This window comes from uncultured Draconibacterium sp. (assembly GCF_913060805.1).
Lineage (GTDB): Bacteria > Bacteroidota > Bacteroidia > Bacteroidales > Prolixibacteraceae > Draconibacterium.
The window spans coordinates 16761-41638 of record NZ_CAJXTC010000009.1; the positions used below are offsets into that span (position 1 = coordinate 16761).

Consider the following 24878-nt stretch of genomic DNA (forward strand, 5'->3'; position numbering starts at 1 on the left):
ATTGATTAAAAAAAAGAGGCTGCGATATAAATATGGCAGCCTCTAAAGTATTAAATCCAGGCTATATTTCTAGTTCCATCCTGGTGTTTGACTCAATGTGTAGCCTTTGTCAGCGTATTCACTGATTTGTGCATTTCCTACAGGAGCAAGATATACACGGTCGGTAAATTCGTCACGTTCGGCAATACTTTCAGGAACAAAGTAACCCACCATTTCAGCGGCGTTTGTACCATCGTAGGTAACAACTGTTCCATTTTCGTTTTCAACTCTTAAAACGCCTTCTTTTTCGGCAACCAGCCATTCAGGGAATTCTGCCTGGAAATCAATCCATAAACCACGCATGATATCCGGATTTTCAGAAGCACGCATGTAGTCGATTTTATTCCAGCGTTTGATGTCGAGCAGGCGAGAGTGTTCGTACACAAATTCCATACGGCGTTCGCGTCTGATTTCCCAGATCAATGCAGGTACATCTATGTCGCGGGCTGGATCGTCGGGCAATGCGCTAAGCAACAACGGCGCTGTTTGTGTAATGCCTTTCTCAATGGCAACATCATCCAACGGACGCTGGCGGATTGCATTGATAGAAGCATCAATATCAGACTGTGTAACTGCTGCGCCACCCATTGTTGCCAGTTCGGCTTTTGCTTCAACCCAGTTCAAAACAACCTCTGCCAAACGCATTACCGGAGCATCGTTGGTGTTGGTGTTTGAACCATACATTGGAGGGTAGCCCGAACCATAGTAAGTTGGACCAACTCTGTCGATAAATTTATCGGCATACAACAAGGTAGCCGATTCTTTCTTTGGAGTATCCCAGAAAGTAGCTTCAAAACGTGGATCGCGGGTGGCAACCATGCTTTGAATATCTAGCTTGTCAGCATTTTCAACCGACGAAAGCTGGTAAGGTTTTGCATCGGTGCAAATAAATGCCTTTGCCAATGCGAGGTTTGGGGCAGTACCCTGACCTTCAGTTGTATTTGAGTAAGAAGCCACAGTGTGTGTTACACCCAGTGCTGCATCGTAGTGACGGTACATAATAACTTCGGCATTTCCGGCCAAATCCTGAGATCCGAAAAGCGAGCGGAAATCACTTGAGAAAGAGTATTTACCCGATTCCATTACGATTGCTGCTGCATCAACAGCCATTTGTAAATATTTGCTTGCTTTATCCGTGTTATTCAGGTGGTATTTTTGCCAGGTTCCTTCGAACAACATAAAGCGCGAAATAAATCCGGCAGCGGTGTAACGGTTAAGATACTGCGCATCGCCATCCGACAATCTCATGTTGGCTAAAACATATTCAAAGTCTTCGTAAACCTTGTCCATTACCTCGGTACGGTCGTCGCGGTCTTTGTATAAAATATCCAGTTCAGTGTCTTCAATAACGCTTCCGTAATAAGGAACATCGCCAAAAACACTTACAAGGCGGCTGTACTCATAACCTCTGAAAAAACGGGCAACCGCTTTCCAGTGGTTTTGTGCATCTTCGGTAAGAATTCCGGCATCCATATTTTCAATTCTGTCTAAAAACAGGTTCGATTTTCTTACCCACGAAAAGTTCCAGCTTGGTCCGGCATAAGTTGTCATCATGCTTGGAGTAGAACTAGTACTGGCTCTCGACGATGGAGCTTGTGTTTCAAAACCTCCCTGCTTTCCGCGAGAAGTAAAATCATCAGAGAAATAGTAACTGCGAAGTGGGGTGTACGACGAACTCCACGATGCGTTATATCCAACAAAGTAATTTTCGTAAAAACCGTTGGCAAACAAACGAAGGTTGTTTTCCGAGGTCCAGTAGGTCTCGTCGTTCATTTCGGTAAGCGACGGTCTGTCAAGAAAATCGTCGCAGCTGGTAAATGCCAGTAAGACCAGTGTTATTAATATTAAACTATATTTTTTCATGATTGTGTCGATTTTAGAAATTTAACTGAAGACCAATTGACGCACTTTTGAAGGTTGGTGTTCCAATACCTGTGCGACTTAAGTTGTAGTTGCTGCTGTTCCACATTGAGTAACCTGAAATTTCTTCCGGATCGATTGGCAGGTCGCGCAAATTATCGAAAGTGAAGAAGTTTTCGAGCGATACATAAACACGCAGGCTGCTCAGGCTGGCTTTTTCAACAAGCTGAGCCGGCAACGTATAACCAAACGTGATGTTTTTAATTCTCAGGTACGACATGTCGAGCAAATAGCGTGATTGTCTAACCATGTTTAAAGCATTATTACCATTGGCCATGTTGTATGGGCGAGGGTAGAAGGCATCGGTGCGGTCTTCTCTCCAGAAATCAGTCGCCATTGCTTCTGGCATTGCACCGTCTGATGCGTTAAATCCTGGAATAGCAAAGAATCCGTTACCCCAAACATCGCGTTTGCCAACACCTTGAAGAAATACCGAGAAGTCGAAACCTTTATAGTCGGTATTAATTCTGAAACTGTATTCGTAACGAGGAGTGCTGTTACCGATTTTTTTCAAATCACCATGGTCATCCAAAAGACGGCTTCCATCGTTGATAACTCCGTCACCATTCAGGTCTTTATATTTAACATCGCCGGGGCCAAACATAAAGTTACCCGATTGCAGGTATCCTTGTGTTGGTGCATTCGGATCAGAAAGTTGGTAAACGTTTCTGTCGTCAGCTGATGTTACAGTAACCAGTTCGCCATTGTCGTAAACAAAGTCTTCGGCTTGGTACAAACGGTCTGTTTCATAACCCCAGATCTCGCCGTAAGTTTTTCCTACATACCAGCTGTCAACAACTTGTGTCGATCCGTATTTGGTAATTTTGGTTTTAGCATCGGCTACTGTAGCAACAACATTTAATCCCAAACCATTGCGGAAACGGTGGTTATAGTCTAACTGCAATTCAAATCCGTTGGTACGCAACGAACCAAAGTTGCCTTTTGGTGCCGATGTTCCGTAAGTAGTTGGAAGTCCTTCCTGAGGAACGATCATGTTTTCGGTATCGCGCTGGTACCAGTCGAACGAAACTCCCAGTTTGTTATCGATAAAACGTGCGTCGAAACCTAAGTCGAGTGTTGTAATATCTTGCCAGGTAATGGCAGCAGCTACCGAAGCAGGCGTTCCGAAATCATATAGTTGTGAACCGCCAATAATCCAGTTGTTGTATCCGCCCGACATGGTTGGGATGTACAGTGAATTGTTTACAGTCTGGTCGCCAATTGTACCCCACGATCCGCGCAATTTTAACGAGCTAAGCACAGGCTGCAAACCTTGCATCCAGTCTTCTTCGCTAACACGCCATCCGGCAGAGAACGATGGGAACCAACGCCACTGAAGATCGGTTGGGAATTTAGAAGTACCGTCGTAACGCAGGTTAGCTTCCAATAAGTATTTGTCTTTCAGGCTGTAGTTGATACGGCCAAAAAATCCAAGTTGCGACTCCCAGGCTTCACTACCTCCGGCAGTTTGAGTCCCGGTAGCCAAATCGAACTGAGGATTGTTATAGTCGATCAGTTCCGTTTTTTGCGACCAGTTTGAAGCAACGTCGTAAGCTACGCGGTTCATACCGGCCATAAAATTGAACTTGTGAATTTCGTCTAAAGTAAGATCGTAAGTAGTGTTGAGGTTAATTGTTGACCACTTTTTGTTTTGAGCAAAACGGTAAACGCGGTCGGGGTTGGCACCAACTCCTGTGTATGTAAGCAGGTTCAGTTCGTAAGCTTCCATTGCACCATCGGCAGTTGAAGCCACTTGCTCGCCGGCATTGTTTACATAAATGCGGCTGCCGCTTTCGTCGTATTTTGGCAACGCCGAACTCCAGCTGTTACGCGCAGTGTAACGTGTTCCCGGGCGTTTGTTAATGTACTCCTGGTTGGCATACGTATAATCGAAGTTAATATTCCAGTCATCAACCGGAGTAATAACAAAACCACCGTTCATGCTGGTGTAGTTGGTTTCCTGAAATGCTGTGTTAGCCTGCGCAACTTCCGAAACAGGGCTCCTGATCGGGTCTCCCTCTTCAGTTGTTAACGGATAAATAGGGCTCCAGCGGTAAAGGTACAACCATGGGTCGGCAGTGGTAGAAGCTGTTGCAAACGGATATCTTTTTACACGTTTCGAGAAGATCGATCCTCCGTGAACTTTCAACCAGCTGTTCACTTCAGTTCCAACTTTTACCGAACCGTTGTAACGTTTAAAATCATCTTCTTTGGCTGTTTTCATCATACCATTTTGGTCGAGGTAACCAAAACCAATGTTAAAGTCGGTTTTACCGGTTTTACCGTTAACCGAAAGGTTGTGTTGCTGACTTGGAGTCCATTCTTCGATCATATAATCATAAGGATCATACGTACGCAACCCCAATTTGTAACCGTTGGCATCAACATACCAGTCGCGTCCGTAAAGCATTGGGTCGCCGGGTTTTACTTCATCGCCCCATTGTTCTTCCCACTGTGCTGCTCTTTCGTAGCTGTCGCGGGTAACTTTCCAGAAAGCACCGGTAGCAGTTGCACCAACTCTTTCGGCTGCCAAAATTGAATACTCCAACGCTTCAACTCCACCCATTTCAATTTTTTTCGAAATGTTCTGGAACGAAAGGTTGGCAGAATAAGAGATATTTACGCTTTCGGTTGAAGCTCCTTTTTTAGTGGTAATAAGGATTACTCCAAAAGCACCTTTTGCTCCGTAAATCGATGCTGACGCAGCATCTTTCAGAACAGAAATAGAAGCAATGTCGTCGGGGTTAACCAGCTGGATAGAAGGGATCTCAACGTTGTCGAGCAAGATAAGAGGAGCGGTACCACCTTCGAAAGATGCCAGCTGACCACGAATTTTTAAAATCGGGTCGGAGCCAACTTCACCACTTGGTACAACAACGTTCAAACCCGGGGTAAGACCTTGCAAACCACGACCTACGTCGGGAATTGGTCTTGCTTCCAGTTCTTTAGTGTCGACCGATGCAACGGCACCTGTTAAGTTGGCTTTTTTCTGGATTCCGTAACCCACAACAACAACCTCGTCAAGTTCTTCCGACGAAGGTTTTAGCGCGAAATTGTAGGTAGTTGCATCACCAACAACAACCTCTTGTGGTTCCATACCAATAAAACTAACTTTTATGGTGGCGTTCTCACTAACGGAAAGTTGGTACTGTCCGTCAATATTAGTAACAACACCATTGGTGGTGCCTTTTTCAAGGACCGACACACCAGGTAGTGGTTCGTTTGTCGACTCTTCCCGAATTACTCCGGAAATTTGACGTTTCTGCGCAAAAACCATAATGCCCATGCACAGAAAAAGAATAAATAATAAGCCTTTCTTCATGATAGATAAGGATTTGAATTTAAATTAAATTAATGTTTGTCTTCATAATTTTTACATTCATCGCGTATAACTCAAGATTTTGTAAATCAAAGCATTAGTGTTTGTGTGGTTAATTAATACCGTGTAATTGATTTTGTGTTACTTACTTTCAATTTCATCATAAAATGCCTGTAAAATGTTGGTTCTAACATTCAGTTTTCCAAGCATATTTCCTTCGCGGGTTGGGTAAACACGATTGCTCAGGAAGATGTAAACCAGCTTGTAAGTAGGATCGGCCCATACAAATGTTCCGGTAAACCCGGAATGCCCGAAACTTTCGGGGCTCGCTCCCGGACATGGATAACTCTGTTCCGGGCTAAGTTCCTTGTTGTTCAGAAGTGGTTTGTCGAAGCCCAATCCCCGGCGGTTGTTATTTTCCGGAAACTGAACACGTGTAAATTCTTTCATGGTGGCTTTGCTCAAATACTGCTCGCCGCCGTAGCTTCCCATTTGCATGTACATGGCAATTAGTTTGGCCAGATCGTTGGCATTGGCAAAAAGACCGGCATTACCAGCCACGCCGCCAAAAACGGCAGCCGCTTCGTCGTGTACCGTGCCCTGAACCTGCTGCTTGCGGTAGTACGAATCGTATTCTGTTGGAACGATGCGGCTTTTCGGAAATTTATTTAGCGGATTGTAGGTAATATTATACGCCCCAAGCGAGTGGTAATAATTGGCGTCTAAAAATTCGGTGTAAGCTTGTCCCGACAGGTTTTCGGTGATTTGCGGAATAAGAAGAAATGATAAACCGCTGTACACATATTTACCCGGAGGATTCAACTCCGATTTCCGGATATCTTTGTAAATCCTTTTCTTGAAATCGTTTTTTAGGAACAGGTTCGGAGCAACTTCCAACTGATAATCGTCTGTTTTTTGAACCGAATACCAACGGTCTTTTAACTGCCCGTCTTTTGCTGTTTCCGACCAGTAATTGATATAGGGGATCAGGCCTGCCTGATGTGCCAGAATTTCACGCCAGCCCAAGTCTTCTTTGTCCGACGAGTGGAATAAACGTTTTTTCCAATCGGGCCAGTAGTCTGAGAATTTATCATCGATATTGATTTTGCCTTCATCAGTAAGTTTGAGTACGGCAGCCAGCGCTCCTGAAACTTTGGTTACTGAAGCGAGATCGTACAAATCGTCTTCCGAAACCGGAATTCGTTCGTCGTAAGTGTGATAACCGTAGGTTTTTCTGAATATTATCTTGCCATCTTTTGCCGCCAAAACGCTACAGCCCGGCGTTGCCCGTTTAGCAATGGCATCGCTAACTAACGAATCGATTCGGTGATTCAAACGAGTGCTGTTCATTCCAACTTCTTCAGGAATGGTATATTTCATACGAACAGCCTTGTTGATATTAAGCCCGTCGCCAATTTTATAGTAGTTGCCAAGCGTAACCGGAAGTTTCCCCGATGCGCCAATACCGCCAAAAATTTGCTGAGCAGCTAATTCCTGCACCAGCGAATCTTTCTGGTAGGCCATGATCAGGCCGGCCGGAGGAGTGAAATCGCGCACTTCGGTTAAAGCATACGGGCTGGAAAAGAATACAACAATCGACTTCTTATTATTCGATAAATAGTGCAGAAGATTTTCGGTTTCATCGCATAAACCATAAGGCCGTTTGGGGCGTACCTTTTGCAGGCTGCCCACCTGCATCGACCGCCTTGTTTTGCTTTCGTATAAATGCAAGCCGGCAATTACCAGGTTGTAATCCTGAAGTTTTGATTTTACGACATTTAAATCTTCTTCCGAAAACTGCTCAGGAAGGAAAAATTTATCCGTTTTTGTGTACTTCGAAAGCATCGATTGGAACGGCGTTTCTGAAGTTTCTCCAACGGTAAGGCAGGCGATTTTTAAGGTGTCGAGGCGTTTTAGCGGAATTAAATCGTTTTGGTTTTCGAGCAGTGTCAACGAAGCTTCAATCAGTTTCCTTTTTATCAGTTCGGCTTCAGGGCTGTTTACATCCTTCATGAGGTTGACACGCGAAATCGGAGCCAGTTTGTTTAAACCTGCATCGTATTTTGCAGCCAGTACCTTTTGGCATTTAAAATCAATTTCGTCCTGTGTTAGCAGTCCCGATTCAATGGCTCTTTTGATTCCGGCAATGGTTTGTTCCACATCTTTCGGAAATTCAACCACATCGTTACCGGCTTTTAGTGCCAGCGCTTCAATCTCGCCTGGTGCGCCAAAACTTTTGGCACCGGCCATATTCATGGCATCGGTAACCACCAGCCCCTGGTAATTCCACTCATCACGAAGAATCCCATTGAGTATTTTCGTCGATAGGCTGGATGGAATTCCTTTTATACTGTCGAGTTGCGGAACATTTAAGTGCGCACTCATCACTCCGGCAACACCGTTTTTGGTCAATTCTTTAAACGGATACAATTCAACTGAATCAAGGCGTTCGCGCGAATACGGAACCAGCGGAAGGGTAAGGTGCGAATCGGTTTGTGTATCACCATGTCCGGGGAAATGTTTGGCAATAGCGAGGATGTTATTTTCCTGCAAGCCCTGCATATAAGCAATACCGCACGCCGCAACTTGTTCGGGCGATTCGCCAAACGAGCGCATCCCGATAATTGGATTTAGTGGTTGTGTATTTATGTCGACAACCGGGCCAAGGCTAATCTGAACGCCCAAACGTTTCATTTGTTTGGCCATTTCTGTGGTGGCCTGTTTTATCAATTCCGGATTGTGCGAGGCGCCCATCATCATATTGTACGGGAAAGGCATTACTCCGGGAAGTCGCATTCCGGCTCCCCATTCGGCGTCCATCGCTACAAAAAGCGGCGTTTGTGCCGAAGACTGATAGAAGTTGGTAAGTTCGGCTTGTTTTACCGGATCGCCGGTAAAAAAGATCACACCTCCGAGATTATATTTTTTTATCAGCTCGGCTACTTTTAACTGTCCGGCAATGTTTTTATCGGCCGCCGTATTAATCCATACCAATTGTGCGATGCGCTGTTCTGCCGACAATGATTGAAATACAGAATCTACCCAATGATTTTTGTCGGTTTCAGCAGGCTGAGTTTGTGCCATTGCAGTCCTGCCGATTGCAAAAAATACAAGTAGTAGTAAGACAGTTTGTTTTATGTTCCAGATCATTTCTGTATGCTGTTAAAGAATTGAAATTGTGACGGTTTAAACTTTAATGAATATTTTCTTTTGATAAAGGATTCGTGCAATCAGCCAGAAAAAGGCAACATGCGTAAGAGCGAATAGTAGCGAGCCGTTTAGCGGCCCCGCCAGTGGTTCGAATACCGAGTGGTAAAACCAGCTGTATCCGTTGGTTACTTGTCCTTCGCTGTTCGTGAATTTTATTATACGTGTAAGGGTATTAGCCCATAATCCGGAAAGGGCAAAAATGAACAGTGGATTCATTCCGAAAACCACAAAAAAGGATGTCCATTTTTTGTAGGATTTTATGTCGATGATCCAGATAAGTGCTGCCAGTACAACGGAAGCCCAGCCAGCCGTGTACAACACATAAGAACTTGTCCATAACGGTTTATTGATCGGGAAAACCAATCCCCAGATCAGTCCTGCGGCAATACCTGTCAGGCCTGCAAGAAATAGCTGCTTTGTAATTTTTGTTTCTTCGGTTTTATGGATCAGGGCGCCGGCCATGTAACCCGATAATGCAGTAACAATTGCCGGAATGGTGCTCAGCAGACCTTCCGGATCGAACGGAATACCAAAACCATGATACATGTGGTTTTCTCCCAAAATTGCCCGATCGAAAGGAATTGTTGCATTTCCTTCCAAACTAAAAGGAGCCTCGTTGCCAAAGTAGAAGAGAATGCCCCAATACAATAATAGTATGGCTCCGGAAATATACGGCAACCACGATTTTTTTGCCGAGAGTACGATTAAGGATGTTATGCCGTAAACGATTGCTATTCGCTGAAGGACACCAAGGATTCGAAGTTGTGATAAATCTCTGGCCCATTGCGGAAATGAGTTAAGAAACAGACCGATGGCGAAGATTAAAATCGTTCGTTTTGCCAATCGTTTAAACGACTCCTTGTTTAATGTATTTCCATACTTTGAAAATGAAAAATACATGGAAACTCCCACAATAAACAGGAAAAAAGGAAAAACAAGGTCGGTGGGAGTGCATCCGTTCCATTCCGAATGTTTTAGCGGTGCATAAATAAATGACCAGCTGCCGGGATTATTTACCGTGATCATGGCGACTATGGTTAAGCCACGCAGAACATCAAGAGCCAGATACCGTTTTGCTGTTTTCATTGATCGTTTTTTAGGTAACCAGGTTTGTTGACTTTCTTCGATTTTTTTCAAAAGAAGGTCTTCAAATATAAAGTATTTTTGTAATATGTATGACAAAAATGCAAAAAATTACAAGATTGTAATTCTTTACAAAAATCTGTAATTGAATTTTAATGATGTCAATATGTTATGAAATTGCTTTTATGTGGGGCTAAAAGGCCGTTTTGAGGTGTTTGTAGAATGGTTGTACTTTGATTTTTTGCGCGATTTACGCTATTTGTGACAATGTATAATATAATATGTATTACAAATTGATTGTGTCACTAATACATATAGTTTGTCAGCTTTGATTTTTGGTGTGTTTTAATCCATATTATGGTTAGATTTTCATGTTTTAAATAGAAAAATATAAATTGAAGTTCAATTCAGTATTAAATCAAAACCGGGTGTTGCATTAAACATATTGCAAAAACATGATTATTGACAATATTTTATAATTTTCTATCCTTAAATCTAATCAAATGAATAAACCAAAACTAAGAACAACTTTCCTCCTTGTTATTTCTGTATTCCTGTTAAACGCTTGTGGCACATCCGACAGCATCTCTAAAGCTGAGTTTGTGGCGATGGTTTCTGACTATTTTGAGTGGCCGCACCCTGATGATTACAACGATATCTGGAAAACGCCAATTGATGGTTTTAACGATGTTTCATCTGCCGATCCTAATGGAAAACAGATAGAAGTTGCGCTGGAGCAGGGAATAATCACCAAAGATGCTTCGGGCAATTTTAATCCGGATGCAACAATAACACGTGGCGAAGCAGCACAAATACTTCAGGCAGCTTTTCTGCTTGATAATATTGTTGCAGGGGGATTTATGGAAGAAGGAAAAAACAGTGCTCCGTTATCGAAAGAAGAGGCCAAAGCAGTTTTCGATAAGATAACTTCAAGTGTAGTTGCACCGGTCCAGGCGGTTCCGGTAACCACTGCAGTGGCTCCGCGCCGTTACATAAAATTGTGGTGTCCTACCGAGGGAGCAACCATTCATTTTACAAAAGACGGCTCTGAACCGACACTGGAAAGCGAAGTTTATAACCTGGCACAAATGGGGCACATTGCAGAAATGATCGGTTTTCGCGATGGTTCGGGCTCTGCAACAGGTCGTAGAGAAGTGGTGTACAAAGCCTTCGCCGTAAAAGGTGGTTTGGAGCAAAGTGCAACACACACAATGAAGTGGAATCTTTACCGGCCTTTGGATGATGAGTTTCAAAGCGATTTAATTGTTGAAGGAGATGATAAAACGCCTCGTGTTTTCAGGGTTTACAACGATTCTGAGTCGGTACGGGCCATGTGCTGGTATATTGAAGGACCGGAAAAGGGAATTGTATTCGATGCTTTGCAAACCACAGTTGACAAGCACAATCTGAAAGATTTTATTGATAAAATTGCAACGAAACCTTACATCCTGGTAATTGGCCACGAACACGGCGACCACGACGCGCAAATGCCAGCTTTTTTGAATGCCGGAATTGAAACTTACCTGAATAAACGAGGTTGGGCGTCGGTTGGCAGAGTAGGGGGCTTTGGTGCCGTTGTTACCGAGCCTGAAAAGCAAAAGCTGGTTAAGGATGTGGAAGAAGGTGACTCGTTTGATCTTGGTGGTGGCTGTGTTTTTGACGTTTATGCCATGCCGGGTCACGCCAACGGAAATATTGTTTTGAACGACAAGCAAAGCGGAATGGTTTTCGGCTCGGATATTTACAGTTGTACACGTGCCGGATCAGCCGATAATGTTGGTGTTTCGGGATTAAAAGTTGACCGGCTTCTGTCGTTTACCCAACAGGCTTACAGCAATTATACAAAAGGCGGAGCGGATGTGACGATGCTGTTTACCGGGCACGACGAACAAATGCTGGCCAATAATAATCTGCTTTTATTTGAGCAGGCCTTGCAGCAGGTTATCGACAAGGGAGAAGCCGGATGTTCGCCATCGTTACGTGGCCGTGGTAGCCGGGTAACAACTATTGGCGATATGTGGAAAGACGGAACTGACTGGATTTCGTTGTCGATCGGAGGAACGCTTGGCGATGATTATGAATACCTGACCAGCAATTCAACGGCGAATTACAATGCCGGCGGTTTTGTTAAATATTCAGTTTTGTCGAATATTGAAATTGGCGGTGGTGATTTGGTTGGAACAGCTGTTGAATGGGCCGAGCCAAGGTCATTTGACTGGGCCGGCAAAAAAATGACTGTCCCCAATTCGTTAAACGATAAGTTTGATCCGTGGACGTATAATTACACTATAAAAGTTCCGGCTGAAAACAGTAAAATTTCTTTAACTCCTGTAACTATGTCAACGCAGGTTAAGGAGATTTTATTGGATGGAAAGCCGGTTGATTATCGTTCTGAAAATGAAGTGGAAGTTTCCAATGGTCAGGTGATTGATATTACCGTTACAGCTCCGGATGGAACGACAAAAAGCACTTATTCGTTTACTATTGAAAGTGTGTAACTACAGTTGATGTAACATACATAAATTAAAAAAGGAAGTGAGATCACTTCCTTTTTTTATGTCTGAATAAATGATAACAATTCAGTAGTCTAACAATTTGTAGATAATTCTAACAGTTTATGGACCCCCTTTAATCCCCCAAAGGGAGAAAATTCCTCCCCTTTGGGGAGGTTAGGAGGGGTTGTAATCAACAAGCTCGTTAATCCTCACTCAATTCAAATGTAGCCTTTACATTTTTCGAGCCGGTTAAAGCACTCATGTCTCCGTCAATTTTTCCCAGATTTATCAGTCCGCTGGCAAAGCCAAAATTCTTGTAGAAAATGGCGATGTCACCCCAGGGAGCGTAATAAGTTATATCGCCAGCCGATGGTTTGTAGCCAGATGGAGCACCTGCGGTTGATAGTTTTGGATCAGGATAAAATATCTTTTCTGTGCTGGCGTAATCTTCCAGCGTAACAGTTAGTGGAAACTGTGCTACAAGATCTTTTGCTGTTTCATTATTTTCCAAGGTAGCAGTCAGCACTTTATCGCCGACAGTGATTTTAATCTTCATTGTAGTTGTATCTTGATTTTTAGTTTCGTTTTTACCACTTCCCAGTATGTTGCCCACAAGAGCAAACGAAAGAAAGAACAGTAGTAACTTTTTCATATTGAATTATTCAGCTAATACACTTTTGTAATCCTCGTCCGAAACCGGATCGCCCCAGGTAACATTCTGGCCATCTATGTAATTGGTAAGCGCAACATGTACAAATTCGCTGTTGGCAGCAGCTCCGTGCCAGTGGTTTACGTGTGGTGGAATATTTACCACGTCACCTTTTTTTATTCTCTGTACAGGTTCGCCTTCTGCTTTGTAAAAACCTTCTCCGGCCAACACGAGCAAAACTTGTCCTTTTGGATGCGAGTGCCAGTTGGTGCGCGATTCAGGATCGAAAATTACATTGGCGATTGAATATTCATTGTTTTCGTCGTTTTGTAACATCATGCGAACGCCAACCTTGCCGGTGAAGAATTTTGATACAAACTCTTCCGGAGCAGGATTTTGTGTAAATATTGGATCGATAGCTTTTACAGCCTCTTCAACAGTTGCCGTTTCCTGCGTGTCTTTTGTTGGCTGATTACACGAATAAGCCATGAATAAAATACTAAATACTAAAAGGGTGTTCGAAATAATTCGTTTCATATATAATTGTTTAAATGTCTATTAATTGGAGTTTCTCATTTTTAGTACATTGTTTAGGATGGTTCGTCCACTTTCTGCTTCTTCTTTTCCGACAGTTTTTTCAATAATAGCAAACATGTCGTTCAATTGACCTTCGGTAATTCCAACGTTCATTCCAAAATGAATGTGAGCGCCTAACTGCGATCCTGTGCCGGTCATTGACGCCAAAGCTGCATTGGTTACCAGTTCTCGTTGCTGATAATTTAGTACATCGCTTTCAAAAATATCGGCAAATAAATGCTCCTTTAAAAAGGCATCGATACGTGGCGAGAATTCGCCAAATCCGGGAGCCGGTTTCTGTTGTGGCATATTTGTCAGTTCTTCCAATACTTTACGGCCTCTTTCGTAACGGTCGCCAGTTTGGCTGTGCATTTTTATTTCCTTGCCTTGCTTATCGGAAATTCCTTTGGCTTTTCGCTCGTCTACAACTTTTCGGAAAGCGTTAATGCCATTCAGACTTCGCGGGAAACCGCAATAAGCGTACAATTGCACAATGGCTTCGTTAATTTCATTAATAGACAATCCGGCATCCAAACCTTTGTTTAAAGCTTCGTTTAACTCCGCAATTTTCCCTTGTGCTGTGTAGCTCGAAATGGCCACCAAACTTTTTTCCTGTTTGTTTAGTGATTCAGCCCGGGTAACCGAACTGTTGGCGTTTAACGAAATGAAAAGGCTGAAAATAAATACAGCCGGAGTAATAAGTTGTTTTACAGTTGTTTTCATGCTATTCAATAATTGTTATTGTTCATTTTAAGTTTTTTAAAGCCGCCGGGATTTTACGGGAAAATACCGGCGGACTTTTGCCTTATACTAACACCGATCAAACACTTCTTGTTTACCTTGACCTTTATTATCAGATACTTAAAATATGTTGGGTGTGTTGAACCCGAAATTTTACTTTACAAATGTGGAAAGAAAAGGGGATGAAAAACTACCCAAAATACAGAGCTACTTACCAAGATTACGGATTTGTGTTTGAAAGCTATTTGGGTGGGGATTAGGAATCGGGATTACATGAAATTTCCGGTGGAGAAAAAGTTTCAAGATCGGATCAAATCAAGTAGCCAAAAGAAACAAACTTTTGTTCTATCGAACCGATTCTACTTTTTGGCTTAGCCCAAACAGTAGACAAAAAACCCAAGGCTGCGCCCGCTTCACTCGGAAAAGCTACGTGGTGCCCGCTAAAATTCCTGAAACTCGTCGTTCCTCCTCAAACAACAGTAATTTTTTAACGCTGTCACCACTTGTTTTCCGGTTCATCGACCGAGGCCGGGCTACGTTGTAACTGACTTTGCATCCGTGGGCGGCAGCCGGCTGGTAGAAAGTGAAAATTATCTTGAGGCGTTTCAAAATTAAATCCACCGGATTATTCGGGTGATTAGGTAAAGAATAAAAACAAAAATGGCTGTAAGATTTATCCTACAGCCATTTTCGTAATATAATATCTTTTTTTACTCAGCTCTGAAATCGAACCATAGTTTTATCGGGTAACTGTCGTCGCCCCAGCGTTCGAAGAACATTCCTTTTTTAGCGGTTGGTCCCAGTCTGTCGATTTGGAAGAACTTGGTTCCAATGGCCGGAATCTCGTACAAGAACGAAATATCTCCTTCAGGAAATGCAGGGAACGTGCCACCTGCCACATGTTGTGGTTTGCCCGGCTTAAACAGCTGGAAATACAGGTTTGGCGTTTCCGAGATTATGGTAATCGGACTTTCGGTAGTTTCCAGGGTTGCCCAGAACAGGTTGCCGTGGTAACCTTTAAACTCCGGATAAACCATATTTTCAAAACTTTCGCCAGTGATAGTGTTGTTGTAATCTTTTTCCCAAACACCAATTTCGCTGCCTTTTAATCGGTTTTTCCAAACACGGTACGGCCCGCGTCCCATCCATTTTACTCCGGTACATTTTGTCTCAGGATAGTTAAATGAAATACCCACAAAATCAACATCAAAAACGCCGTCGCGAAGTGGATTGGCTACAAGTTTTAACAGACCACTTTTTTCGAGTGTCCAGGTAATTTTGCGAGGATAGGTTTTGGTAGTAATTTCAAACTGGAAACTGCCATCTTCATTCTTTTTCCATTCCGTTCCGGTAACTTCGTGTTCAACGCCGGTTGCAACCGGCCCGCCTGTAAACGACACATTTCCTTTAGCGTTTTTCACTGATAATAATGTTCCGTCGGCTTTGCTGAATTCAATGGCTACATCGGCTACCGAAGCGGTTACAGCCTCTTCCGTTTCCTGAATTGAAATATCAGAGTCTCCGGTGTTGAGTTCGGCCAGCAATTCTTTTGCTTTGTCTTTTGGCTGAATAACCGGCCAGCTCCAGGTGTAAAGTTCTTCGCCATGTGGACCGATAGCTGTAAAACGGAACAAGTCAGCATTTTCAAGTGCGTTGTTCAGTTCTATTTCTACCTGAGCGGTTTCGCCCGGTTTTGCATCAGGACTTTCAACGGTTCCCGAACCAACTTGTTTTTCATCCTCAGGATCGAGACCGGTCTTTACCGCCTCCCATTTAAACGAACACTGGTTGAGGTTGGTGTAAATATATTCGTTCGACAAAAACAAGCGGCCATTCCAGCTTTTTACAATGGCTACCGGCTCAACCTGCACTGGTGACCAGATTTCTTTTATGGTGTAAAAGCTGCCTTCTTTTTCGCGGTGAGGCCCCAGAATTCCATCGGGAGCGTGGTTGCCATCGCCATCGAAAACAGTGCCCGGTTTGTCGGTGCGCAAAAGAGCTTCGTCAACAAAAACCCATAAAAATCCTCCGGCATGAAGCGGCGAAGTTTGGTAGTTTCTCCAAAAATCTTCCAATCCGGCACCATGACCACCGTCGTACAATCCGTGCAGAAATTCGGTTGGCATAAACGGATCGTTGCCGAAAATACTGCGGCCAATGGCGTATTCAAATTCAGGGTAGTGGTGGGTGTCAACGCCGTTGCGCAACAACCACGGGTAAATTATCGGGCGGTGCTGAATATCGTATTCAGGGAACGTTTTTTCGTTTCTGAAATCCCAGCCACCTTCATTACCATGGTCGAGGATAACAACACTCGCGTGATTTTCGTCTTTCAGAATGGTTTCTTTAATCAGTTTCGGGCCAACAATGGTATCGTAACCTTGTTGCCACCCGGTAACTTCGTCGAGCACAAAAAGCCCTAGTGAATCGCAAAGATCGAGGAAACGTTTGTCGGGAGGGTAGTGCGAGCTGCGAACGGCATTCATATTCATTTCTTTCATCAGTTCGATGTCCATGATATGATGTCTGTCACTCAACGTGCGACCGGTTTCCGGCCAGAAAGAGTGACGGTTCACTCCTTTAAACAACACTTTCTCTCCGTTAACGTAAAAGCCGTCGTGTTTACGTAACTCAACCGTGCGGAATCCGATCCGTTCGGTAACTTCATGCAAAACATCGTCGCCTTTTTTAAGCGAAATTTTCATGTTGTACAAGGTTGGCCACTCCGGATTCCAGGCTTTAATATTGTCGAATTTGCCCGATACCCAGGCTTCTGTATTTCCTTTTTCAATCTCAGCCTGAACCGGTGATCCGATTTGATTTCCTTCCAGATCGAATAATTCAACCGTGGCTGATAAATCTGATTTTGATTCGTTCAGGTCGATCAGAACTTTAAACGAACCATCGGCTTTTGGATCGATAGCTGTGCGGCTCATGTGCACTTCAGGAAGCACTTCGAGGAAAACCGGGCGGTAAATTCCACCGAAAATCCAGAAGTCGGCCTGACGCTCGGCACGGTTTATCGATTCATTTGCCGAATGTTTGGCTACGTCAACTTCCAAAACGTTGGTTTGCCCGAATTTTAGCAATTTGCTGATGTCGTATTTAAAGCGGTAAAAACCTCCCTGGTGCATTTCGCCGGCCGATTTACCATTGATTTTAACTTTGGTGTCGGTCATCGAACCATCAAATACAATGTTGATGGTTTTGCCTTTCCAGCTGCGCGGCACTTCAAATTCGTGTTTGTAAAGGCCGTGCTCTTTTCCCAGCTTAATATTTTCGTTGGCCCAGTCGTGGCCGTAGTTGTAGGTGCCAAAACCCTGAAGTTCCCAGTTTGATGGTACAGGTATTTTTGTCCAGGTTTCACTGTTTCTGCCATCGGTGCAGAAAAAGTCCCATTCAACCGTGTTATCGGCATCGGTTCCCGACAGATAAACGATTTCAGTAGTTTGGGCAAATCCGGAAAATGTGGTAATTAATGTGATTGCAATAAGTAAGAATAACTGTTTCATTTCGATGTTTTATTGTCCTGTTAGTGTAAATTCCGCAAATGCTTCTTGTGCCAGAAGCCGATCTTGATGTTCACAGGATCGAGCGAATAATATGTGAAGCAAAAATAAAGAATTTAAACGGGTGAATTGTGGACGATTTTGATTTTTGGGTGGACAAAACGATAAGAAGTTGTTTCACTGTGAAAGAAAAAGAGATTTCAATAGAATCCATGAAATCTCTTTTTTGTGGAGCTGGCGGGAAACGCAATCAACCCATATTCATCTCGGTGTCAGTTATTAATGTTTATGTATTTCGTGTTGTAATGCAACCTTTATGTATTTATGTATGTATTTCGGTCCGCTTTGTGTATCTCATCCCGTTGGGAGTCGAACCTTCGTCCTTAACTGCTTATCTCTTAAAAGGATTATTAACTTTTTTAAACGGGTTCATCTCCTTCTCAACCGCCGGAAATGGATTTTTCCACGCTACCCTAAGCCTTTCTCTTTTTTGGGGCGGTAATTTTCCAGTAGCTCATTTTGCAAGGCAATAGTTTGGCGTAAGTCGCTTATTGTTTTTTCTTTTTCAATACAATCGGGGCAATTATAAAGAGTCACATTACTACTCGTTTTAAACAGTAGTTCTGGTTCGTTCGCAGAATCATGCGAGTCTTCATCGTTAAAAAAGTACTCCATTGGCTTATTAAAAAATCGCGCAAAATTCCACAAGTCATTGGGTGTTAAATTTTCTTTTTTAAGCCGGTCTCTCAGTGTGCTTTCGCTGATTTCAAGATGCTTTGCTATCAAGGTTTTCGGGGTTCGATCCTTATTGATACACGAATGGATTTTGTCGTAATTAAGCATTAAGAATGATTCTAAATAAGCATTATATTCCGAAATAGTTGTCGCAAAATATTGCGATTATTCGCAGAATGTTGTACAATTGTACTAACAAAGTAGATATTATAGATGAAATCAACAACAGTAAATAGTATGAATTTTCTGGCTTTAAAGGATGATAAAAGGATTGGGCTTCGAATTCCTTCTGCGATGAAGATTAAAATTGAAGAAGCATCGGATAAGGCAGGAATAAAGCCGGCAAAATTTGTCAAGTTGGCTATTATCGAAAAATTAGATAGAGAAAGTCTGTAAAAAATAAAAGCCCGGATCAACGGTGTACCACCACCTCCCCGGGCTTCTAAACAAATAAATATGGAAACAAAGTTAGTGAAAAGAAACCGGATCGCCTTAGTACCATTTGGTATTATCGATGGCATTGATCCGTTTTGGTTTAACAACGAAAAATGGGTTCGAATGAATGGTAACCAATTCCTGAAATTCCACGAAACAAGCGGCCAAACGCAACGATTAATCGCCGATGCTTGCCGGAATGACAAACGCAGCCTTGCTTACATCAACAACAAAATGGGAATTACCGGCATTAGTGGCGAGTTCGATACCTGGTACAAATGTGTAGTAGGTGGGCTCGATGAAGTTCCCGACATTCTTAAAGGTCGCTTCACTCCCGATGCTTATAACAATATGTGTCACGATTACGATTGTCCGCATCGTGGCAAATTATGTGGTGTGGCCAGCGGTTTAAAATCGGATGATGTAAAAACCATCAACGCACTAAAACAAGGGAAGAGCATAGCAGCTACTGCCGAAGATATATACCTGAGTACTGCAGGTATGAAGAGTAGGGTAGAAAGGGTAAAAGAAAAGCTAGGTGCACCCAACATGGCCAGCCTTATGGCACGAGCTACAGAGATAGGAATTTAGCGTTCCCCAACGTAGAAAAAAAGGGAGGCAAAATTGAAACGATGGTTTAAGTTGATTTTAGTTTAAAGGTTGAAAGTCGAGTCAAAAAAAAAGGCCAGCCTCCCGCCTTTTTTATAATGGCTGTTCCCTCACCATTCAGGGGGAGGTGTCCGGCAGTTGACGGACGGAGGGGGTCAAACAACGTTCTGTGAAAAACCTAGAGTGCAACATCCCGGGAGAATCCCGGCCACAATACCGGCTCCCGGGTTTGCAAAAAAAATATCATGTCTGCAGGGATACAGACAGTGTGAGAAGAGGGACAAAAGCGGCCGGAGCATTTTTTATTAACGAGACGATACAAAACAATTTCCCGCTCCGGCCAGCTTTTAATAAAAAAAGTCCGCTTTGTTTCCCCCTTCAGGGGGAAATGCCAGGGTAAGGAAAGTGCGAAAGCCGGCAAAGGGGGTTAGAAAGTCCGCTTTGGTTCCCACTCCATGGGCAGAGGGGGTCAGTCCTTTCCAAAACAAAATTTTAGCTAGAAATTGAAACGTAAATATTAATCAAAATCTGGAAAAGCAATCATTAATTCCCCTGGTCATTGTGCCGGGGGTTTTGTTCGCAAACGAAATTAAGACAACCAATTATGAATAAAGTAATTACCACCGATAGTAAAGGCAAAGAGGTTGAAATACCCGAGGCCAATTTTCAACGAGCAATTATAAGTTACTTACGCGAATACTCACCCGACCGGGTGAAGATCATAGCCGAAATGCAAAACAATACCGGCAAACCCGAAGCTGTTCCGGTAGCCATTATTATGCTGGCTAAAAACCCTTCAGAGGTGATGTCATATACCGACCTGCTTTCACTTGAAGTTGAACTTGAATAGCCATGGCCGGAATAATACCACTGGCCATCCTGTTTACCATTGGACTGGCGGTGCGCTTTGCCAGGCATCGACGCGCCAAAAAACAACTCCGCAAATCGAACCCAATTATTTACCTGCACTATAAAAAAATTCTGATCATGAAAAAGCGATTCTTCAAAATAGGCACAAGCTACCTCGCTGTCGACTACGATAAGAAAACGGTACATATAGTAGTAAATAAAGTAAGCGAGCTGGAGGTAAAAATGTGGACCGGAGATAAAGAAGTTAATTCCATAGCCAAATACCGAAATAGGGTAGAAATCGACGAGGCTACATTCACAGAAAAATTTTCTACAGCAGTTTATCGCCTTCACACCGAATCTCCGTACGCATAATTCTATAAAACCAAACAATAATGAAAGAAATTGATCCTAAAAAATTGAATGGCTGTATGACAACCGTTTCCGGAATACAGTTTAATCTACTCAATCCTACCATTGAAATGGTAAACGAGCACGATATAATTACCGGACTTTCAAACAATCCGCATTTTAATGGCCAGTCGCCAAAGTTCTTCTCTGTGGCCCAGCACAGTGTACTGGTTTATTACCATGTTAAAAAAACATTCAATCGTCCCGGACTGTCGTTGGCTGCCCTGTTGCACGATGCTGCCGAAGCTTACACAGGCGATATTATTGCACCACTAAAGGTATTGTGGCCCGGGTTTAAACAAATCGAGCGACGCATAGAAGAAGTAATCTTTATGGCCTTCGGACTCGATCCGGATCTCATTGCCCAGGTGAAACCTTTCGACTTAAAAATTCAGCAAATGGAATACGATCAGTTCTACAAAGGCGCTAATCATTTTCCTTACCAGGGATCGCACCAGGCTTATCGCAGTTTTATGGTAAACCTGAATGAAGCCAAAATGAATTACGAACATCTACTTGGAGTAAATAAATCTAATTAGTTATGAATAAATCAATTATCATTTCAGGGCCTATGGCCAGTGGTAAAAACTGGATTGCTTCGGCAATAGCTTCTACCCATCCTAAAGAGCGAGTTTTAAATACCTATAGCCATGTTGCCAACAAAAAGGTAGATGATTTGGCAGCATTGAGAAATCTAGATGTGTTCTACGATCTGATTATTGTGGATGAATGCAAAGATTATGATGATATATTCTGTTTAAACGATTCTTTCATGTTTACCCCTTCTCGCTACCAGGGGTGGAAAGGTACTGAGCCCCATATTGTAGGAGGGCCAAAATATACTGTCGTCTACCTTACTCAACAAGCCATTCAGTTAAAGGATGTTGATCAGAAAAAATTCACTGTAATCAATTGTCGTAATCAATTTTAGAACTTATGGAACTGCATTACAAAGGCCGTTATCTAAAACTCATCCCGCGAAAATTCTTCGAGATTGAAAATATTACCGATTACCTGGAGGATGAATTTGACAAGCGACTTACCGACACGGAGCGCGAAAATCTTTCTGCAGCATTATTTCAGCAACGGGTTGAACGCAGTTTCCTTTCGGGGTTAAAAGAGCGCGAGCCACTGGTTGCCGAACAAATTGAAGGGGCAAAACCCATAATTACCTATCGGGTTATTACCAACGATGGCCAGCGCTACTATGTTCTAAAACTCGACAATGGCCGCTCGGTACGTTGCTCAGAAGCCGTTTACCGCATTTCTCCAAACAAAGGGCGCATTAGGTATGCTAACGGTCTAAACAGTGGTAAAATACCCCCCCCGGTGCCGAGCAGCTCCAAATCTATTTTCAATAATTAATAACCATACAAATCCTAGCTTCACGTGTCAGATCCAAAAACGTTATACGATAAGTACCTTAAAAATAAAAAGTACGCCTTCTTTTTAAAACAAATACTGGAGGTTGGGCTTCCGCTCGAACAAAACGAATTCTCGTACCGGCGCGATGGTCAGGCCGGAACCGGAGCCTACATGACTCCCGATGCCGATGGCAACGTTCGTTTTTACGTGCCCGATATCCTAACCGGCGACATTGAAACATACACCTATGGCCAGGCACCTCACATAAAAATTCGCGACTGGTACCTTACCCGATGGATGGTGCCAAAACAAACCACTACCGGTCCGGCAAAATACACACCGGTTAAAGGTGGCGGAACACGTATTTTATGCACGCCACCGGTGGCTGATGCCTTCCGCGCAAAAGAAACCATTCCTATTCTGTACGTTATCGAGGGGTTTAAAAAAGCCCTGTCGCTGTGGTTAAACACCGGTTTACCTGCCGTTGGTATGAACGGACTTACCGGCTTTAAAGAACCCGAAAAACCAGGCGAACAGGAAGATGTGGTACGTTTGCGTAAAGAGCTAAAAGAAATACTAAAAGGCTGCAACGTGCTAAAGGTGGTTGTTGTTCTCGATTCCGACCTGTTCGACCTGGGGAAAAGTAAAGACAAACCCGAAACCACCCGGCCAAACGTATTCTACCGCGCATCGTTAATGGCCAAAACATTGTTCGAGCCCTTTGCCGATGTATACCTGGCGCATCCACATATTCAGCCCGATAAAAAACACGGTGTCGACGATCTTCTACTCGAATACCGCTCGGTATCGGCAATTAGCAGCCCGCTACCAAAGCCGAAAAAGAAAATTAAGCCGGTTTGTAAATTCAAAAACTACGACAAACAGCACGAAATTGGCCGCGACCTGGAACGTGCTGTCCGCGAAAATAAACCAGGTAAGTATTTCGGCATTTATAAACTAAGTGCCCTCTCGGATTATAAAATTAAAGAGGTATTCCACATCGAAAACGTACAGTCGTTTTACGATTATTACCGGCAGCAGCTGCACCAAAAGCCCGACAAAAAATTCAGGTTCTACAAGTACACCTATAAAATAAATGCCGACAGCACCATTTCGCAGGCCGAAGACGATAGCGCCCGCCATATTAACCTGGAAGAAATTAACGGACGTCTGTACACCTACGACAGCAACCACAAAGCAAAAGAGGTAGCCAATTTTACCATGATGGTGCTGTTTCAGATCGATAGCGAGAAGGATCCGAAACGTATTGTGCAAATTAAAAACTACGAAAACGTTACCCGGGTAATCGAGGTAACTTCAAAAACATTTGTGTCGCTATCCGACTTCCAGGCGCGACTGATCGACTTCGGAAACTTTATTTGGAAAGGCAGCAAAGAAAACCTGCTCGATCTTATGACCGTTCTTTTCCGCCACGAAAAACCGGCCATTCTGCTTCCGACTTTAGGATGGAGCCCGCTCGATGGTTTTTACGCATTCAGCAATGGCGTGGTAACAAGCCAGGGATTTCACCCGGTAGATGAACACGGCATTGTTAGCCTGAACGAAAAATCGTATTATTTCCCCGCCTGGAGTAAGTTTAATGCCCGGAATACCGAGACCTACAAAGACATTAAAAAATTCAGCCACTTACCCGGCAGTAAAGCCGTTAACTTTTCGCGCTGGAAAAAGCAGTTTACCACTTGTTATGGCCGCAACGGACACATAGCAGCTACCTATTTTATATCGTCGCTGTTTTCCGATATCGTCTTCCACCATAAATCGGGTTTGGGCTTTCCATTACTTTGGGCTGCAGGCCGGCCAAAAACCGGAAAAAGTACCATTTGCGAAAGCCTGTTGCACTTGTTTGGCGAAAAAAGCGATGCCATTGGATTGGCCGGAAAAAGCACTATTAAATATTTTATTACCCGCTTTGCCCAGGTGCGCAACGGACTGGTGCATCTCGATGAATATTCGAACACCAAAGTAAGTAAAGACACCAAAGAAACGCTGAAAAACATTTACGACCGGCACGGTTATGGCCGTAAGTCGTTTAGTAACGATAACCGCACCGAGAGTACACCAATACTGTCGGCCGCATTGGTGTCGGGCGAAGAGATACCAACCGATAACTCGGCCCTGTTTTCGCGTTCCATTCTGTTGCTGTTTAATAAAGATAAGTTCTCGCCCGAAGAGCGCTCAGAGTTCCGCAAATTGCGCGATATGGAAGAGCAGGGCCTTACCAGCGTTACAGTTGAGCTGCTTTGCCACCGGCAACTGATTGAAGATAATTTCGACGATACCTACGACCAGGTATTTGCCGATTTTTACAGCCACTATAAAACCCGGGCAATCGACGACCGCATGCTAAAAAATGCCGCCTGGATGGTTACACCGGTGAAGATCCTGCTCGATAAACAAAAAATAGAGCTCGACATTTCGTACAACGAATTGCTGGCGGTGTTTTACGACAACATCGACCGCCAAAGCGGATATCTGGCAGCCAATACCGATATCGCCAAATTTTGGGATATTATTGAAATACTGTATGGCCGCAAAGAGCTCACCGAAAAGAATGGCGACTTTAAATTTATCGACGATACACTGGCCATTCGCGTTAACCGTTTCCACCACCTGTACAGTTTAGAAGCCCGGAAATTGGGTTACGAGAAGATCCTCGACAAATCAACCCTCGAGAACTACCTCAGTAACGAGAATTACCACATTGATATGACCGACAAAAAGGGCCGCAAAAAGCAGATACGATTTAACGGTACAACTCCGCTGCCGGCACTGTTTTTTAAATACGATGCTTTGGGTATCGATTTAAAAGGAGATCCGGAGCCGCTATCGGATGAAGATAAACTCCGCGAAGCCGATATGGACACCAAAGGCGATGATAAAGTATTTTGATTTACCACTTAAAAACAAATAAA

The 24878-nt window shown here is 43.4% G+C and carries 18 protein-coding genes; 9 read left to right on the forward strand and 9 right to left on the reverse strand.

From position 1 onward, the window contains the following. Window positions 1-69 precede the first annotated feature (69 nt). The 4 genes from QZ576_RS07080 to QZ576_RS07095 form a co-directional block, all read right to left on the reverse strand. On the reverse strand, window positions 70-1902 hold the full coding sequence (locus tag QZ576_RS07080) for a RagB/SusD family nutrient uptake outer membrane protein (protein WP_297095504.1): 1833 nt from the start codon (window positions 1900-1902) through the stop codon (window positions 70-72). A gap of 13 nt (window positions 1903-1915) precedes the next feature. Further along, complete coding sequence (locus tag QZ576_RS07085; RefSeq protein WP_297095506.1) at window positions 1916-5281, reverse strand: TonB-dependent receptor; 3366 nt, start codon at window positions 5279-5281, stop codon at window positions 1916-1918. A gap of 138 nt (window positions 5282-5419) precedes the next feature. Then, window positions 5420-8428, reverse strand: a complete 3009-nt coding sequence (locus QZ576_RS07090) for a glycoside hydrolase family 3 N-terminal domain-containing protein (RefSeq protein ID WP_297095508.1) — start codon at window positions 8426-8428, stop codon at window positions 5420-5422. Between the two features lie 36 nt (window positions 8429-8464). After that, window positions 8465-9574, reverse strand: coding sequence for an acyltransferase family protein (locus QZ576_RS07095; RefSeq protein ID WP_297095510.1), 1110 nt, complete (start codon window positions 9572-9574; stop codon window positions 8465-8467). Window positions 9575-10074: 500 nt separating this feature from the next. On the opposite strand from QZ576_RS07095, the gene QZ576_RS07100 reads away from it, so the two are divergent. Beyond that, window positions 10075-12069 (forward strand): cadherin-like beta sandwich domain-containing protein, encoded by a 1995-nt coding sequence (locus QZ576_RS07100; protein WP_297095512.1) that lies wholly within the window; start codon window positions 10075-10077, stop codon window positions 12067-12069. Window positions 12070-12268: 199 nt separating this feature from the next. Here QZ576_RS07100 and QZ576_RS07105 read toward each other — a convergent pair whose 3' ends face one another. From QZ576_RS07105 to QZ576_RS07125, 5 genes are all read right to left on the reverse strand, one after another. Next, complete coding sequence (locus tag QZ576_RS07105; RefSeq protein WP_297095515.1) at window positions 12269-12718, reverse strand: cyclophilin-like fold protein; 450 nt, start codon at window positions 12716-12718, stop codon at window positions 12269-12271. 6 nt (window positions 12719-12724) lie between these two features. Beyond that, entirely contained in the window at window positions 12725-13252 is a 528-nt protein-coding gene (locus QZ576_RS07110; RefSeq protein WP_297095517.1) for a cupin domain-containing protein, read from the reverse strand. A gap of 21 nt (window positions 13253-13273) precedes the next feature. Then, window positions 13274-14014, reverse strand: coding sequence for a carboxymuconolactone decarboxylase family protein (locus tag QZ576_RS07115; protein WP_297095520.1), 741 nt, complete (start codon window positions 14012-14014; stop codon window positions 13274-13276). 728 nt (window positions 14015-14742) lie between these two features. Further along, on the reverse strand, window positions 14743-17544 hold the full coding sequence (locus QZ576_RS07120) for a glycoside hydrolase family 2 TIM barrel-domain containing protein (RefSeq protein ID WP_297095522.1): 2802 nt from the start codon (window positions 17542-17544) through the stop codon (window positions 14743-14745). A gap of 465 nt (window positions 17545-18009) precedes the next feature. Beyond that, a complete protein-coding gene (locus tag QZ576_RS07125) occupies window positions 18010-18384 on the reverse strand; it encodes a hypothetical protein (RefSeq protein ID WP_297095524.1) in 375 nt (124 codons plus the stop codon). Between the two features lie 105 nt (window positions 18385-18489). Between QZ576_RS07125 and QZ576_RS07130 the strand changes: the two genes are divergently transcribed. The 8 genes from QZ576_RS07130 (at window position 18490) to QZ576_RS07165 (ending at window position 24855) form a co-directional block, all read left to right on the forward strand. Then, the gene (locus QZ576_RS07130; RefSeq protein WP_297095526.1) at window positions 18490-18672 is read left to right on the forward strand and encodes a hypothetical protein; all 183 of its coding nucleotides are present in this window, start codon (window positions 18490-18492) and stop codon (window positions 18670-18672) included. Between the two features lie 60 nt (window positions 18673-18732). Further along, complete coding sequence (locus tag QZ576_RS07135) at window positions 18733-19302, forward strand: hypothetical protein (RefSeq protein ID WP_297095528.1); 570 nt, start codon at window positions 18733-18735, stop codon at window positions 19300-19302. 622 nt (window positions 19303-19924) lie between these two features. Beyond that, window positions 19925-20170: a hypothetical protein gene (locus QZ576_RS07140; RefSeq protein WP_297095530.1), complete on the forward strand. Its 246-nt coding sequence runs from the start codon at window positions 19925-19927 to the stop codon at window positions 20168-20170. Between the two features lie 2 nt (window positions 20171-20172). Beyond that, the gene (locus QZ576_RS07145) at window positions 20173-20544 is read left to right on the forward strand and encodes a hypothetical protein (protein WP_297095532.1); all 372 of its coding nucleotides are present in this window, start codon (window positions 20173-20175) and stop codon (window positions 20542-20544) included. Between the two features lie 20 nt (window positions 20545-20564). After that, a complete protein-coding gene (locus QZ576_RS07150) occupies window positions 20565-21119 on the forward strand; it encodes an HD domain-containing protein (protein WP_297095535.1) in 555 nt (184 codons plus the stop codon). A gap of 2 nt (window positions 21120-21121) precedes the next feature. Continuing rightward, on the forward strand, window positions 21122-21511 hold the full coding sequence (locus QZ576_RS07155) for a hypothetical protein (protein WP_297095537.1): 390 nt from the start codon (window positions 21122-21124) through the stop codon (window positions 21509-21511). Between the two features lie 5 nt (window positions 21512-21516). Next, entirely contained in the window at window positions 21517-21945 is a 429-nt protein-coding gene (locus tag QZ576_RS07160; RefSeq protein WP_297095539.1) for a hypothetical protein, read from the forward strand. Between the two features lie 24 nt (window positions 21946-21969). Further along, complete coding sequence (locus QZ576_RS07165) at window positions 21970-24855, forward strand: DUF3854 domain-containing protein (RefSeq protein ID WP_297095540.1); 2886 nt, start codon at window positions 21970-21972, stop codon at window positions 24853-24855. The last annotated feature ends 23 nt before the right edge of the window (window positions 24856-24878 follow it).